The sequence below is a fragment of the Mesorhizobium sp. M1A.F.Ca.IN.020.04.1.1 genome (assembly GCF_003997315.1).
Taxonomy (GTDB): Bacteria; Pseudomonadota; Alphaproteobacteria; order Rhizobiales; family Rhizobiaceae; genus Mesorhizobium.
On record NZ_RZSN01000039.1, the window covers coordinates 21,920 to 38,021 of the forward strand.

Annotated in this window: 12 protein-coding genes and 2 pseudogenes; 2 read left to right on the plus strand and 12 right to left on the minus strand. The window is 60.4% G+C overall.

Translation table 11 applies throughout. The annotated features are described in order from the left end of the window. Positions 1–976: 976 nt before the first annotated feature. The 11 genes from EOA49_RS33955 to EOA49_RS11075 form a co-directional block, all read right to left on the minus strand. Positions 977–1,099 (minus strand): hypothetical protein, encoded by a 123-nt coding sequence (locus tag EOA49_RS33955; protein ID WP_259979830.1) that lies wholly within the window; start codon positions 1,097–1,099, stop codon positions 977–979. 135 nt (positions 1,100–1,234) lie between these two features. After that, positions 1,235–1,513 carry a hypothetical protein gene (locus EOA49_RS11025; protein ID WP_245460597.1) on the minus strand — a complete coding sequence of 93 codons (279 nt, stop codon included), beginning with the start codon at positions 1,511–1,513 and terminating at the stop codon, positions 1,235–1,237. A gap of 943 nt (positions 1,514–2,456) precedes the next feature. Continuing rightward, a complete protein-coding gene (locus EOA49_RS11035) occupies positions 2,457–4,067 on the minus strand; it encodes a GMC family oxidoreductase N-terminal domain-containing protein (RefSeq protein ID WP_127240984.1) in 1,611 nt (536 codons plus the stop codon). Next, positions 4,064–5,581, minus strand: coding sequence for an FGGY-family carbohydrate kinase (locus tag EOA49_RS11040; RefSeq protein ID WP_127240983.1), 1,518 nt, complete (start codon positions 5,579–5,581; stop codon positions 4,064–4,066). Before EOA49_RS11040 ends, EOA49_RS11035 begins: the two co-directional genes overlap by 4 nt. Next, a complete protein-coding gene (locus EOA49_RS11045; RefSeq protein ID WP_127215084.1) occupies positions 5,574–6,416 on the minus strand; it encodes a class I fructose-bisphosphate aldolase in 843 nt (280 codons plus the stop codon). The genes EOA49_RS11040 and EOA49_RS11045 overlap by 8 nt, the downstream gene beginning before the upstream one ends. Then, positions 6,407–8,137, minus strand: coding sequence for a glycerol-3-phosphate dehydrogenase/oxidase (locus tag EOA49_RS11050; RefSeq protein WP_127240982.1), 1,731 nt, complete (start codon positions 8,135–8,137; stop codon positions 6,407–6,409). Before EOA49_RS11050 ends, EOA49_RS11045 begins: the two co-directional genes overlap by 10 nt. Before the next feature lie 58 nt (positions 8,138–8,195). After that, entirely contained in the window at positions 8,196–9,191 is a 996-nt protein-coding gene (locus EOA49_RS11055) for an aldo/keto reductase (protein ID WP_127243150.1), read from the minus strand. After that, positions 9,181–10,161 carry a sugar-binding transcriptional regulator gene (locus tag EOA49_RS11060; RefSeq protein ID WP_127215087.1) on the minus strand — a complete coding sequence of 327 codons (981 nt, stop codon included), beginning with the start codon at positions 10,159–10,161 and terminating at the stop codon, positions 9,181–9,183. Before EOA49_RS11060 ends, EOA49_RS11055 begins: the two co-directional genes overlap by 11 nt. An 18-nt stretch (positions 10,162–10,179) precedes the next feature. Further along, on the minus strand, positions 10,180–11,175 hold the full coding sequence (locus EOA49_RS11065) for an ABC transporter permease (protein ID WP_127215088.1): 996 nt from the start codon (positions 11,173–11,175) through the stop codon (positions 10,180–10,182). Between the two features lie 14 nt (positions 11,176–11,189). Beyond that, positions 11,190–12,710, minus strand: coding sequence for a sugar ABC transporter ATP-binding protein (locus EOA49_RS11070; RefSeq protein WP_127241784.1), 1,521 nt, complete (start codon positions 12,708–12,710; stop codon positions 11,190–11,192). Between the two features lie 71 nt (positions 12,711–12,781). Further along, positions 12,782–13,801, minus strand: a complete 1,020-nt coding sequence (locus EOA49_RS11075; protein WP_127215090.1) for a substrate-binding domain-containing protein — start codon at positions 13,799–13,801, stop codon at positions 12,782–12,784. 891 nt (positions 13,802–14,692) lie between these two features. Between EOA49_RS11075 and EOA49_RS11080 the strand changes: the two genes are divergently transcribed. Together EOA49_RS11080 and EOA49_RS11090 are read left to right on the plus strand one after the other, a co-directional pair. Beyond that, positions 14,693–14,893, plus strand: coding sequence for a GMC family oxidoreductase N-terminal domain-containing protein (locus EOA49_RS11080; protein WP_164746964.1), 201 nt, complete (start codon positions 14,693–14,695; stop codon positions 14,891–14,893). 296 nt (positions 14,894–15,189) lie between these two features. After that, a pseudogene (locus tag EOA49_RS11090) lies at positions 15,190–15,384 on the plus strand (RND transporter); the annotation flags it as partial. A 607-nt stretch (positions 15,385–15,991) separates the two neighbouring features. Here the strand turns inward: EOA49_RS11090 and EOA49_RS11100 are convergent. Further along, a pseudogene (locus EOA49_RS11100) lies at positions 15,992–16,102 on the minus strand (IS5/IS1182 family transposase); the annotation flags it as partial.

Here is a 16,102-nt window from a genome sequence, read left to right on the forward strand (position 1 = left end):
AGCACGTGGCGCCGCGGAGCAGCATAGGCGCCGAAATCGCGAGGGCGCATCGCGCAACTCATGAAAGCATGTTTCGCAACAGCCGGCTCGAGGGGGCTGTCTCATCAGTTGTCGAATTAGCACCCGGCCTTGCCTCGGTGCACTTCACATGGATCCTAACCGGTGCATCAGCTCCGGACGGCGCACCCGCCGGAACACGGCAAGGCATTCTGCTTCTGGTTGTGAAGGAAGAACCGTCGGGCTGGCGGATAAAGGTGGCTCAGAACACCGACATCGTTCCAGGCGCGATTGCTCCTCCTTCCAACGAAAGAAGGTGAGCGCCCGAGAGGGAACAAGCTGATCGAGTGCAAGTTGGGACGCTCCTTTGTTGGAGTGAGCCTGATGACGGTTAGGCTTTACAGGGTGGAAGAGATGGTCGGCGATTAGCCAGCGCAGACACTCCTTGGGAGGCCGCCAAAAAGGCCACCGGCAAGGACGTCACGGCACGGACAGATGAACGCTTTTGGGTGCGGGTGACCGATGAAAGAAACCGCACGGTTTACAAATATGCCTACAAGTCTCGTGCCTCGGGCGCCTTTAAGGTTCTGGCAGGCTTGGCCGCAAGACTGACTTAGCGAGTCCGCAGAAGAGCCCGCCGCACCTCCTCCGCGAGCGGGCTCTTTGCGTCAGGACCGACCCGACAGGGCGCGCTCGACCGTCTCCCGGGAGCTGCGACCAGGAACCGAACTGCAGCGGAACAAAAAGCCCGCCGACCGGGGCCGACGGGCTTTGATGCGAAACCAGCGAACTCAAGCCGGCTCGACGGGTGGTCCCGAAATTGGGGCAGCCGCTACCGTAGCCAGACGTTCACGCTTGCGGAGAGTGGGCTTCTCATATGTCTTCTTCACAAAATTCCCCCTATGGTCTTCAAACGCGGCGAAACTGGCCTGTGCTATCGCCGGTTGTCAAGAGCGTCGGGGGCGAGCGCAACTGGCGTTCACTGCATTCCCGTAGCTGCGACTATGATGAGGCCCATCGCAGCCGCAACGATGACAGCCATCATGGCGATCTCAAAGCCGCTTCCGCCGTTGAGTATTTTTTTGTCGGCCATGGTTTTCACGCTTTCCGCTCCTGAACTAGGCGCCCGCCTGTGGGCGACAAGCCACCAAACTTGGTTGGCTCGTCTTCTGGCGAGGGCAGAAGCGCGCCGTCATTTAAAAATGATGGACGTCCCTGCGCAGGCATCTTCGCCGTGTCAATCGGCCAAGCCGCCCCCACGGCGCTGCATCGCTTCTTTCAGAAGGGGAAACACGCTATCGACCTCCTCGTATATCTCTTGCGGCGCGATGCCCTGACGCCCGGCAGTAGCCAGGAGTTCGACGACGAGATCGGCAATGGCCCCTGGGTCTTCGGTGCTCACGTTTGGCAGATGTTCTGCCATCCATCGGTTCAGAAATTTCAAAGCCCGCGCGCTCATGCTGAGGAAAATCTGGCCGCTACCTTCAGGTCCTTCCTCGAAATCCGTCGCATGCAAGAGCCCCCTCGTTAGAGGGGGACGAGCGGGCTCCATGCCTTTCAGACGGCACGGATAGAATGCGAGGTCGACCGGTGCCGTCTGAAAGCAGGATCGCATGCCCGTTGAGATGTTCTATTCAGACAGAAGTCGTAGAGACCGACACTTTGGTCCCTATGCTGATACCTTCGCGCCTCGCTGCGTCATTTGAGAGCCGAAAGCCCTCGCAGTAGGTCAGCTTCGTCGGTGGTGGCCTCACCAAAAGCTTGGAAAACTTCCCTAGCCAGATATTCCCGCTGTTCGCGATCCTTCTTGGCCAGGCGTCGCTCATCGTACAACCGGTTAAACACCCGCTGGAGCATGTCCAGATCAGCAGGCCCGTAGACGCGACTGCTACGCGACAACGACATAAGCGCCGCCCCTTCAGCACGGCATCTGCCACCATCCACAGACCTGGCAACCTAGAAAGTCCGGCGCTTACGCTTATTGGCAGCGACGGCCGTTTAGATATGCCTAAAGTCGCTTCCAAATATTAAATCCGCCCTGGCGGCTGGCAGTTCGAAGCGTTGTAGTTTGTCTATCCCCTCCCGCTGCAGGGCAAAGGTGCCATCTGCCGAGCCTGAGGTGCCCTCGCGCGAGACCAAGCCGCATGATCCGTGTCTCAGTTTGAACTTTTTTGGGCCACCACGAGCGCACCTTGGTCGTCGCCAGAAGATGACGGGAACGCGCTATGCGTTCCTGCGATTGAGAGCGAGCATCCTCAACGCTCTGTCTGAATTCAAGACGCAAGGCCCTTGCCCGCTCCGTAATGGCGGAGGAATGATTCAGAAGGGCACGATGGGTTTCGAGGGGAGACATAGCTTGGCTCCGGTCTTATGCAGACGGGAGCGCTGGGTCGACTAACGCTCGTTGCGCTCACAGGACAATCGCACCATAGGAATTGCCCAACAGGGCGTCTGCGATACTAGCGAACCCTCAAAAGCAACTCAGCCGCCTTTTCCGCGATCATTAGCGCAGGGGCGTGCGTATTGCCTGACACAATGGTGGGCATGATGGAACAGTCGGCAATACGCAGGCTTTCGAAGCCGCGCACCTTCAATTCGGGATCTACGACGGCGGCATCGTCCGCACCCATCCTGGCGGTGCCGACGGGATGGAAGATCGTCGTGGCGATGTCGCCGGCGGCGCGCGCGAGTTCCTCAGGCGCCTGGATGTGGACGCCCGGCTTGAACTCCTCCGGTCGATATCGCGCCATCCGCTTCGTGGCCATGAGCCGGCGCGCCGCCGTGATCGAGGCAGCGGCGACTTCGCGGTCCCCATCCGTCGAGAGGTAGTTCGGCGCGATCGCCGGATGGTCCTCCGAGCGCGGCGAGACGATCCGCACCGTCCCACGCGATTCGGGCCTGAGGTTGCACACCGAGACCGTGATCGCCGGGAAGCTGTGCAGCGGCTGGCCGAATGCCTCCAGCGAAAGCGGCTGGACATGGAACTCGATATTGGCTGTCTCGAAGCGCGGATCGGATTTCATGAAGATGCCGAGCTGGCTTGGCGCCATCGACATCGGACCTGATCGCCAAAATGCGTATTCCAACGCGATCCGCACCTTGCCCCACAGGCTTGCCTGCCGCTCGTTCAGTGTCTGAGCGTCGGCGATCTTGAAGGCCGTGCGAATCTGCAAATGGTCCTGCAGGTTCTCGCCAACGCCCGGCAGGTCGTGCTGCACTTGGATGCCATGCCCTTGCAGCAGCGAACCCGGCCCGATGCCGGACAGCTGCAGTATCTGCGGCGTGCCGATGGCGCCGGCCGACAGGATCAGTTCACCGGAAACCTCGACCGATGATGGCGTCCCGTTGTGTCGAAATTCCAGGCCTGTCGCCTTGCGGCCAGAGAGCACAATTCGTTCAGCGTGCGCCTGGGCCAGGATGGTCAGGTTCCTGCGGTTGCGGATCGGACGGATGAAGGCGCGCACTGCGTTGAAGCGGAAGCCGGCTTTCTGGTTCACCTCAAAATAGGACGAGCCGAAATTGTCACCAGCGTTGAAGTCGTCGACTTTGGGCACGCCGAGTTCCTCGGCCGCCTCGCGGACCGCGTCGAGGATCGGCCAGGAGAGCCGCTGGCGCTCGACGCGAAGCTCTCCGCCCTGGCCATGAAAGGCCCCGTTCAGCCGTTGATGGTCCTCGGACCTCTTGAACAGCGGCAATACATCGCCCCAGCCCCATCCGCGATTGCCGAGCTGGCGCCAGTGGTCGTAGTCGGCCGCCTGGCCCCGCATGTAGATCATGCCGTTGATCGACGAGCAGCCGCCCATCACCTTGCCGCGTGGATAGGCAAGCGAGCGGCCATTCAGACCAGGCTCTTCGGTGGTGCGATAGCCCCAGTCGGTCCGCGGATTGCCCATGCAATAGAGGTAGCCGACCGGGATGTGGATCCAGGGATAGTTGTCCGATCCGCCAGCTTCCAGAAGCAGCACGCGTTTCGCCGGATCGGCGCTCAGCCGGTTGGCGAGCACGCAGCCGGACGAGCCTGCGCCGACTATGACGTAGTCGAAGGATCCTATATCCAGGCGTTGGCTCATGCCGGGCGTTGTCCAGAGACCAGATCGTTCCATAACGGGCGCATGACGTTGGCAATCTCGCCGGACAGACGATAGCGCCGATCATAGTGAAGCCTTAACCGAGGGTCCGGCCGGTACACTGTGCGCGGCCGCGTCATGGCGGCGATGCCGGCCTCGTAGTCGGCAAACAGGCCGGCCGCAACCCCGGCTCCTATCGCAGCGCCCAGAGCGCCAGTCTCGCGCGCTTCCGGCACGGTGATCGGCACGCCGAGACCATCCGCGAACATCTGCGGCCAGTGCGGGCTGCGCGATCCGCCGCCGGAGAGCACGGCCCGGTCAAAGGTAACGCCGGCTTTCGTCAGCACCTCGATGTGCCGCCGGTGTTCGAACATAACCCCCTCGAAAAGCGCGCGCAGCAAATGCCCTTCCTGGTGCCACCCGGTCAGCCCGTAGAAGCCCGCGCGAAAATCGGAACCCAGGCGCGAGCCATAGAGGAACGGATGGAAAATCGGATCGTCCGTCGCCGGCGTCACCTTGCCGATCTGCTCGTTGCAGTGTCCGAACGGGTCGTCGTGATGATGCCCGCGCTCGACGAGTTCCCTAACGTACCACTCGAGATTGGCCGCCGAAGTTGCGCTGGCCTCGATGTTGACGAAGCGACCCGGACCAAACCGTGCAACCATGAAGACGTTCCGATCGACGACAGGTGCTGTTGAGAACACCTGATTGATCGACCACGTCCCGGCGACGATCGACGCCTCCCCTGCTCCGATTGCGCCGGCGCCCGTGGCGCTCGATACCACGTCAAAGTAGCCTGCGATCACCGGCGTGCCCGCCGCCAAGCCGGTCTGCGCCGCCGCTTCGGTCGTCACTACGCCGGCAATGTCGGCCGGATCGAGTAGACGCGGCAGCTTTGCCCTGGCGTCTTCCAGGCCGTAGAGCGCCAGCAGTTCACCATCATACTCGGCATCCGGCATCCGAACGAAGCCGGCGCCCGACATGTCGGAAACATCGCTCACCCTTTCGCCGGTAAGTCGGAAGGTGATTAAGTCCTTGCACAGCATTACGGTGCGCGCGCTGAAGTAAAGCTGCGGCTGGTTGGCCTTGACCCAGGCCAGCAAAGTCGGGGTTTGCGACGGCCAGGGCTTCTGCAGGCAGATCGCATGCAGCGCGTCGCCCGCCCTCGCATTAAGCGACGCCGCGACATTGGCGGCGCGGGTATCCAGCGACTGGATCCCCAGCAGCGGTCGGCCGGCGTCGTCTATCAGATAGAGGCCGTTGCCATGGCCGGCGCAGCCTACGGCCGCGATGGCCGACGGATCGATCCCGGCTGCTGAGAGACAAATGCGGATCGCCTCGCAGGCGTTCGCCCACAGTTCATCAAGGTCGCGTTCCACATGGCCGGGTTGCGGCGTATGAGAGCGGCCGTCGATGGCATGCATGCCGATCTGCCGACCTGCCAGGTCGAACAGCACGGCTTTGATAACTGTGTTGCCGGCATCGAGGCCGAGCAGGTAACGTTCCTGATCAGCCACGGTTGTAGATATCCCAGGCTTCTTCGCCGCTGGCCTCATTGTGAATCAGCGCCATCAAAGCGCTAACGACTGCCTTCGGATTAGCATGCTGGTAGACGTTGCGACCGTAGACCAACCCCTTCGCGCCGGCCTTCAGCATAGCCGCCGACTTACTCAGGACGATCTTCAGATCCTCCCTGCCGCCACCACGCACGAGCACTGGAACCCTCGCTGTTTCGACGACTTTGTGGAAATCGTTTGGATTCTCGGTCGGGTCGGCCTTGATAATGTCGGCGCCCATTTCCGACGCCAGACGCACCAGAGTGATGATCTTCTCGGCGTCGCCATCGACCTGGTAGCCGCCGCGCACGTCGTTGGGAAGCATAACAAGCGGTTCGATCATCAATGGCATGCCGTAGCGGTGGCAGGCGGCGCGCACGCGGCTGATATTCTCGACGCACTGGCGGAAAAGCTCAGGCTCGTCCGGCAACATGAAGAGATTGACCACCACGCAGGCCGCGTCCATTTCCAGCGCGCCGATGACCGGTTCGTCGGCATTCTGCAGCATCGACCACATGACGCGATGGCGTTGAGCATTGTACGGATTGCCCATATCGATACGCATGACGAGCGCCGGCTTGTCTTTTTCCGGACGCAATTGCAGCAGGTCAGCCTGTCCATAGGCCATCTGTATGGCGTCGGGCTTGGCACGGATCAACGCGTCGACGACGCCCGGCATGTCTTCAAGGCCGACCAGAAAGCTTGGCTCGTTGCAAACGCCGTGGTCGAGCGCCACATCGAGGCATCTGCCGTTCGTGAACATGCGATTCATGCGGGCCTTGCTGCTCACGCGCATGCGATACTCCTGTCATGTGTCCGTTGGTCGAGCGTCCCCCGTGAGACACCGTGATACCGGTCGAGTGCGTCGAGGAAACCATCGATTTCGGAGTGCCGGCGCCTTGCATCCCAGCGCCTCTCCTTTGCCAGAATGCCGGCCACGCGTCCAACCAGGTTTGTCGAGAGGCTTCCTCGGATGGCGAGGCCGGTACGGCGCTGCAGCAGGTCCGCAAGATCGACCACGAACTCATGTCTGCACAGGAAGACGATCTCCGCTTGCGTGATTTCGGTGGCTGCATCCAGCTTCACATCGTCGTCGCGCCCTCTGCAAAACGCTGCGACCTCGCGCGCACCTGTACCGTAGGCTTCGACCAGGTGCGAAGCGCGCGAGCGGGCGATTGCAAAATCCCGAACCAGCTCGTCCATCAAACTTTCGCCGTCATCCGAAAAGCCCTTGCCGCCGCCGATCGGCATGGCGATGGTCGATCTCAGGCGTGGCTTTCCCAGTTCGGCCAGCACAGCATCGGCCGTTTGCTCCGCAAACGCCCGGAATGTCGTCCACTTACCGCCGATCATACAGAATTGCGGCACTTCGCCGTCAAGCCGGTGTACGAAATGTCCGCGCGAAATTCGTCCGGTGAAGGCATGGTCGCTCTTCGGCAGCGGACGGATGCCGCTGTAAGTGTAGACGACATGCGAGCAGTTCACGTCGATACCGGGAAACACGGCACGGACCGCGCCCAGAATGTATTCCAGCTCATCAGCTTCACACCGCACTCGCTCGGCCTGTCTCACCCGAATGTCGGTCGAACCGGCAAGAACCCTGCCGAGATAGGGAAATACGATGCAGACCCGTCCGTCGTCGTTTTCGAAGAAGATCATATGACCGCCAAGCCCCCGGTAAAGAGGCTCGCAATCGAGGATAAGGTGAGAGCCCTTCGTCCCTTCGACGATACGGTCATCGGTAACTACGTCTCCGCTAAGTTTTGCGACGGCTTCGTCGACCCACGCACCAGTGGCATTGACCACAGCCTTGGCGGATACGGTGAAGCGCCCTTCAGTGACGGTGTCGGTGACCACGAAGTTTGAGCCTTCGCGTGACAGTTCTGCGTAGTTCAGCGCAACGCTTTCCGGGGCGAAACGCGCGGTATCGAGGAGAAGCTCGACGCCGAGCCGCTCCGGGTAGCTTATCCAGGCGTCGTAGTAGGTGGCCGAGTAGCGCAGCTTCGGGTCCAGGCCCGGCCACTGGGCAAATGTCTGCTGCGCGTTGCGAAAGACATGTCGCGGGAGAATTCGGCGGTGTCGGGTCGTCCAGTCGTATAGGGCGAGACCGGCCTTGACTGCGAGCGCGCCGCGGCTTGAGGGCGTCTCGGAAACGCCCAGGAAGTTGGCGGCGCCGTTCATAAGTCCTGAGAAGACGGAGCGGATGGGGATGGTCGTCGGCAGCGGCCTCACCATATGCGGCGCGTTCACCAGCAAGGCATCGCGCTCGCGCAGTGATTCCCGCACGAGTTCAAACTCGCCGTTCTCTAGATAGCGAAGTCCGCCATGGATCATGCGCGAAGGCGCCGCGCTGCACCCCGAACAGAAGTCGCTGCGCTCGACCAGCAGGATGCGCAGGCCCTGCAATGCCAGATCGCGGAACACGCCGATGCCGTTGATGCCGCCACCCAGAATGATGACGTCGAAAGCGCCGTTGAGGTGAATTTTCTCGAGATTTTCGTCTCTTTGTTCAGGCATAGCTTCGCCGTTGACTGCTGGAGGCGGTCCGATCGTTTTTCGGGTTGTCCTTCGATATTCAGGCGTCGAGATCAGTCAGATTGCGTTTCGCTGCCTCGCTGATCCGGCTGATATGTTCCCTGGAAAGATGGATTCGCCCGGCCTTGGCGTTTTCCCTTGCTTGCTCCGGGTTGCGCGCGCCGCACAATGCGAAGGTGATGCCCGGCTGCTGCAAAGTCCAGGCGATCACGATCTGGGCCTTGGTTGCCTCGTGCGCGGCGGCAATCGACCGGATTTCCTGCATCAGCCGCGCGACCTTTTCGCGATTGGCCCGGGAAAACCGTGGATTATTCCTGCGCTGGTCGTCGCCTTCGAAAACGCGTTCAGGACCGACCTTTCCCGACAGCAGGCCAAGAGCCAGCGACGAGTAGCTCAAAATTGAGACCTCGTTCTCGATACAGTAAGGCGCGAGCTTGGTTTCGAGGTCGCGGCAGACCATGCTGTATTCCTGCTGGACCGCGTCCAGCTGGCCGGCCGCGAGGTAGGCCTCGACGTCGGTCAATGTAACGTTGCTGGCGCCGATTGAGCGGATCTTGCCCTGTGTCTTGAGGCGTTGCAACGCCTCCATCGTCTCCGCGACGGGCGTGGTCGGGTCCTGCCAATGGGTGATGTAGTGGTCGATGTGGTCGGTGCCGAGCCGCTTCAGGCTCTGCTCGACTTCAAACGCAATCGAGTCGCCGCCGAGATAACGATGTACCGGACAACCGTCGTAGTCGAAGAAATGATTGCCCCTTGTCGTGTGCCAGACCAGACCGCATTTTGTGGCGAGCACAACCTTGTCGCGCCGACCCTTGATCGCCTTGCCGACGATCTCCTCCGACAAGCCCTGACCATATGCCGGCGCCGTATCGATCAACGATACGCCCTCGTCGATGGAGGCACGGATCGCGTCGATGGATTGGCGCTCGTCGGTCCCGCCCACCATCCACCCGCCGATCGCCCAGGTGCCGAGCCCCACCGCCGATGCCTCGATACGGGAACGGCCGATCTGCCGGGTCAAAACTTCATGCGACATTACGAATGCTCCCGGTATTGTTCAAAACGGCATTGGCCGTGTCCTCGTCAACGACGAGCGATTTTACATATCCGCCGTTCAGCGCCGCACGGATCGGGCGCACCTTTTCGACGCCGGAGGCCACGCCCATCACCACCCGACAACGCGCGAGATCATCAGGGTTCAGCGCCACGAGGCACGAGTTGGGCGGATAGTCGGCGATCGTCCCGTCTTCACGGATAAGATGCGCAAGAAATTCGCCCACCGCGCCGCTCTCGAGCAGCGTCTCGCGATCGGGGCTGGAGGTCGGATGCAGATCGTAGTAGCTCGACCCCGGATTCTGGATCGAGCCGATACCAACCAGCGCGACGGCGGCATTTCGGGCGACGTCGAAAACCTTCCGAACCGAAGCCATGTCCATAAGCAGGTCGCGCTGTTTCGGGCTCTCCGCGAAGAGCGGAGCGTGTAGCAGAAGTGTGGAGCCGCCAAGCCGTTCGGACAGGCGCGTCGCCAGATGGTTGACGTCCGTGTAGTGCTTGCCCTGGACGCCGCCAGTCAGCGGAACCACTGTTATGTCGAAAGTGCGTTCGGCCTGGATGTTCTCGACCACGGCGCTCACCGCCTTGCCGCCAGTAATGGCGATGACATCGCCGTCGCGCAATGTTTCGAGCAACTGGTATGCTGCCGCGCGCCCGACTTGCTGCAATGTGCTGTCGGGGCTGCCTATCACAGTCGGCGTCACCACTGCATTCGCAAGCCCCGCGAACTCCGCCAGTTGCCTCTCAATATCGACCAGCAACTGGAACGGGCTTTCGATGGCGATCTTCACCATGCCCAGCTTGCGGCCCTGCGCGATCAGTCGGTTCACCTTGGACGGCGACAGGTTGAGCGCCGCCGCGATGTCGTTCTGTTTCATGCCGTCCATGAAATGCAGCACCAGCACCGTGTGTATTTGCCGGATCGTCTCGAACTCTTCTCTGCCGTCAGCCATGTCCCAGTCCGATCCCGATCAGCCGCGACGCTTGTTCAAGTAATGGTCGATCGTCACCGCGGTCAGGAGGATCGAGCCCCGGATAATGTCCTGCCAGTATACGGAGACGTCCAGCAGGGCGAGCGAACTGGAAACCACAGACAGCAGTATTGTCCCCAGGATCGAGCCGAGAACCGTGCCTGAGCCACCCTTCAAGCTGGCGCCGCCGATGACCGCGGCAGCAATGACGTTCAGTTCCATGCCCACGCCGAAAGTCGGCTGGGCCGAGCCGAAGCGCGCCATGTAGATGATCCCCGCAACACCGCTCAGGGTCGCGCACAGCGTCGTGGTGAGGAAGATCACCTTGCTGGTGCGGATGCCGGAATAGGCTGCCGCCTTCTCGTTGCTGCCCGTGTAGAACACCTTGCGGAAGACAGTCGTGCGCCGCAGCATGAAGTCGAACGCCACAACGAATATGATGAATATAACGATGACGACCGGCATCGGCCCTATGGACCCCTGCCCGATGAACTTGAACTCCGGCGACAGCGTGTAGAGGCCCAGCGGTCGCCCGCCTGTCCCCAAGAGGCAAAGCCCGCGCGCGACGACCATCACCGCCAGCGAGACGATGAAATGGTGAAGGCCGACCTTGGTGACGAAGAAGCCCATCACCGCGCCAATTGCCGTGCACGCTGCGATGGCAAGCAGCGAAGCAGTCCAGGGATCCAGGCCTTCGAGGAAGAGCAGTCCAGCGATCACCATCGCGAGCGCGGTCACCGAGCCGACCGACAGGTCGATGCCACCGGAGATGAGCAGGATTGTCATGCCGACGACAACGATGCCTTCGACAGCGAAGGCCATCGCCATTGCCCGCATGTTGTCCCAAGTCAGGAAATAGGGCGACGCGAGGGACATCACCACGAACATGGCCGCGATGATGAGGATGAGGCCAGTCTCTCGCATCTTGAGCAATCGGCCGAGCGCGTTTGCGGCGGAGCCGGTCTCACCTTCCAGGGGGCTCGTAGTCGTGGCCATAAATTTCTCGGCGCTCATGACGCGTGCGGCCGCTCGTCGGCGATGGATGCCAGGTACATGATATTCTCCTCCGTCATCTTTTCGCCGGTGACCTCACCTGTTATTCGGCCTTCCCGCACCACCAGCACGCGATCGCAGATGCCTATCAGTTCTGGAAGCTCCGACGAGATCACCACGACACCGACCCCGGCGCGCGCGAGGTCGCGCAGGATGCGATGGATCTCCGCCTTTGCGCCGACGTCGACGCCGCGCGTCGGCTCGTCGAGAAAGATAACCTTCGGCTCGACTGACAGCATCTTGGCGATCGCCACCTTCTGCTGATTGCCGCCGGAAAGCGCCGAAACCGGCTGGCCGACATGACCGCATTTGAGCGTCAGCCTGCGTCCGAGCTCTTCCGCGCGCTGCGTCTCAAATGCGTCGTCGATCAGCCCCAGCCGAGACGCCACCTGCTCGACCGCCAGCGCCGAAATGTTGGAGGCAATCGACATGTCGAGGAACAGGCCGTCCCCCTTGCGGTCCTCCGAAAGATAGACGATGCCGGCGTCGATGCTGTCGCCATAATTCACCAGCGAGAGCGCCTGGCCATGCAAGGCCACCGCGCCAGTCACATCGCCCTCGAGGCGACAGATGCCCTTGACGATTTCGCTCCGCCCCGCGCCAATCAGGCCGCCAAGACCCAGGATTTCGCCTTTCGCAAGTTGAAAGGAAACGTCGCGGAAGCGCGTCTTTTCCGAGAGGTTAGCCACCTCAAGGATGATCTCCCGAGACTTCTCGTCATCACGCTGCTTCTCCGGATAGAGCTTGTCGATGATGCGCCCCACCATCGCTGCCACCACCTGCTCTGGCGTCGTCTCCTTGATGTCTCGCGTAGTGATGTGTTGGCCGTCGCGCAGCACGGTGACGCGGTCGCAATTGTCGAAAATCTCGGCCATTCGATGCGAAATGTAGATGATGGCGATGCCCTTATCCGCCAGTCTGTGGATGATCTCGAACAGTATCTTGGCTTCGCGTTCGGTCAGTGCGGCGGTCGGCTCATCGAAGATCAGGATGCGGCAATCGAGCGTCAGTGCCTTGGCGATCTCGACGAGTTGCTGTTGAGAGATCGAAAGCACGCCCACGAGCGCCGATGAGTCGATGTCGCCCAATTGCTTAAGAATGGTCGAGGCGCGCGCCTTCAGCTCGGCGTACCTCATCAGCAGCGCCTTGCTGGTGTTTGTCACGCCCATGAAGATGTTTTCGGCGACCGAGATGTCCGGGCACAGCGCGATTTCCTGGTGCACGAAGCCGATGCCGAGTTTCTGAGCCTCGGTCGGCGAGGAGATCGAAACCAGCTTGCCGTCAATGAAAATCTCGCCGCTGTCGGGACGTAGGATACCGTCGATGATCTTCATTAAGGTCGATTTTCCGGCACCGTTCTCGCCGGCGATAGCGTGGACTTCACCACGGCGGAGCTCCAGATCGACACTTCGCAGCGCCGCGACAGGTCCGAACGACTTGCTTAGATTCGATATCTTGAGGATGACGGAGTTATCCATTGCGTCCACGACAAGGTAGGAAGTGTTGGCCCGCGTCCTGGGAGGTGACGCGGGCCTGGGGACGTGTGATCTTACGCTGGATCGCGACCTTCCATGTACTTGTTCAAGTCGAACGAGTCCGCATTCTCCTTGGTAATGACGGCAAAGCCGTTGTCGGCGAATGGGATACCCATCGGATTGTAGCCTGACGCCTTGTAGTCGTTGAATGGATCGATCAGATCGGGGTGAGCCGCCATGAATGTCGCGACGAAGCCCAGATAGCCCTGCATAACCTGGTTGGGGCTCAGCGCCATGTGGATGTTGCCGGCCTTGATCTGCTCCAGCGTCGCCGGCGTGATGTCGGCGTGTATTATTAGCACTTTCGCCTTCGCCTCCAGGACGGCAGCAACGGCGCCTTCGGCCGAGCCGGCCTCCGGAATCCAGAGCGCCTTCAGGTTCGGGTTCGCCTGCAGCATTGAAGCGACGGCCTTGTTGGCTGCGTTGGCGTCCTGGTTGGTAGCCTGCCGGCCGACCAATTTCATCTTCGGGTATTTCTTGGCGAAATAGTCGATCAGAGCGGTCACGCGCAAGTCGTGGTTGCTTTGGCCGGGATTCTCAAGCACAGCATATTCGGCGCTGTCGCCAACCTGCTTCACGATCTCTTCCGCTGCAAACTTGGCCTCGGCCACGTTGTCCGACGTGATGTACGAGACGCGCTTCGACTTCGGCGAGTCGGCAGCGAAGGTGACCACTGTCGTGCCATCGGCAATCGCCTTGTTGATCGGCTCGATGAACGGATCGGCCTGCATCGGGTGGAGCAGCACGCCGGCCGGCTTCTTGATCAGATTCTGCTCGAACGACGCGATCTGTTTGGTGATGTCATAGTCCGGCGTGCCGGAAAACACTGTCTTGCAGCCCATTGCCTGCGCCGCCTGCTTGAAACCCTGGTAGACCGGGACCCAATAGGGATGCGCAGACACCATGACGTTCATGACATAGGTTTCGTCCGGCTTGCATTGGAATTTGCTTTGTGCGGATGCGCCGCCCGTAACCATGAGCGCAACTGCCATAGTGGCCGCGCTCAGCGCGCTGGCCAATCCAACCCTCTTCATATCTCTCCTCCGCTTGTCTAGCCAGAACGATAGGGTTCTATCGCTCGCTGCAAGAAATTTCATCTGCAGAAATCTCTCGCAAGCAGACATATGGGATTTGCGATCCCCCGTCAACGTCGCTGCGATAAAATTCGTATTTTGAAATTTATTGCATGTCGAAACAGTGCCAAGTGAGAACTGGCAGGAGCTATGCCACCAGGGCCGAGCTAGCGCGTAACCGCGGGGTGGCCACCGACTTCGCCGGTCGATCCGCGGCCATGACCTTTGAAAATGGTCCGGGTGCCTATGGCCCAACGCCTTGCAGGGTCACTACAGCTATGGAGGAACGGCGCAACAACTATTCCACTCCCGAGTCGATCGCCGAAGTCATTTCCGGGCGGCGACGACGAAACCGGCCAAGTCATGTATCTCTTGGGTTCCGATGCTGAGCAAGCTTTTGTCTTGCACCAAACCCTGCCGGAGGCGGAACGACTGGAAATGATCAGGCAGCATACCGGTCTATGATGGCAGGCCGCACCCTAATCGTCACCGGAGCGACTGGGCTGGTTGGCTCAAAGATCCTTGAGATGCGGCGAGGCGCGCCTCGGATCGAGCCGTGCATAGAGATCGTCCAGTCGGATTGGGTGGTTCATGATGATCGGACCACCGTGAGGTGCACAGTGAGCCGTTCACAGCCGCGCTGCAGGGCGGGATAACTCTCGACAATCTATCTTTCGCATGGACGAGGAACGGCGAAGATCTAACAATGTCTCCGGCGGCGCTGGCGATCAGATCACGATCAGCGAATATAAAACTGCCGCAGCGCGTTCTCCGCAATATTAGTGTTCGCTTATGCCGCGTCGAGAGGCTAGAGCTCCTCGGGCGTGCCATGTCGGCCCAAGGGTGGTCACGATGTCGTTCGATTACATCATCGTCGGCGCCGGATCCGAATGCGTGTTGACCAACCGATTAACTGAGGATCCAGATCGCACGGTCCTCCTGATCGAGGCGGGCGACGAACCGGACTGCAGGCTCGCGCACATTCCGGGAGCCGCTTTCATGGATGCAGAACTCCAGGTCCGATTGGACCTTTTCCACCACGCACCAGCGTGAACTATTTGATAGGCGCATCGCCTATCCAAGAGGCCGGGTAGTCGGCGGCTCAGGTATCCTCAACTACATGGTCTACATTCGCGGAAACTCGGGCGACTATGACCAGTGGGCTCAGTTCGGCAATCACGGCTGGTCCTGCGATGACGTCCTGCCGTATTTCATACGCGCAGAAGCCAATGCCACGATCCACAATGAGTATCATGGGAGGGAGGACCGCTTAGCGTCGAGATCAATGCGTACCGACACCCACGCTATTCCATCAACACGCTCACCATGTTCGCCATGGTTCTGGCCAGGTGCTGGATGCCGAGCGATCGGCCTACTCAGCCGATGACACTCTGCTCCAAAGCCGAGTGTCGATCGCCACCGACTATATAGCATTGAACAAGGCGCTCGGCGGCGGCTGGGACGGCGGCGTCGACAGCACGACACCAGAGATCATCGATGTCACGACTGGGCCACGCTTCGCGTCAAGAGCCGTGGCGCAGTGAACAAGATGCACGGTCAATCAGAGGAGAGAGAAATGACCGACGACGCCTCGAAAGATGCAATTTTGGAACTCATGGCAGACGTGATTTCCGCATATGTTTCGAACAACGTTGTTCCGGCGAAAACGGTCGGTACGAATAGCTGGATCGGAGGCTATCGCGGACCAGAAGCTTCGCCGCGTCGCGAAATGGCGAGCGCCTGCCTTAATCGGGCTGCGGCAGATATCGTCCAAGTCGCAGGCCTACCGAGTATGGTATCAGGATCACTTGCACGTCGTGGCGCCACCGTGGATTGTCTAGCGCGACCTCCAATCAGATGTCGGCTTATAGGCAACTGCAGTCAACATCGTTGCGGCCGAGATGAGGCGCAGAGCCGCCATTCTTTAGAAGCTCACTACGGTCAACGAGGGGCTAGATCAACTCTTGAATCAATTTCGGCGGACCGCTCCGTAACCCATTGGCGAATAACGATTATGTTAGTCGCTGAGGGTCGTCGTTTTCTACCGGAAATCAACACGTAGCGGGTGGTTCGCCAGCCCATTTCCTTCGTATTCTCTCGTATGGTCTGGCGAACCTAATGACCAGGAGGAGGACTAGGCTGAATCGACATTCAGCGCATCCATAACATAGCTGCGGCGAGATGGATGAAGGCGAGGAAGTGGCCGGCGCGACGATCGAAGCGTGTGGCGAAGCGTCTGAAATGCTTGAGCTTGTTGAAGCA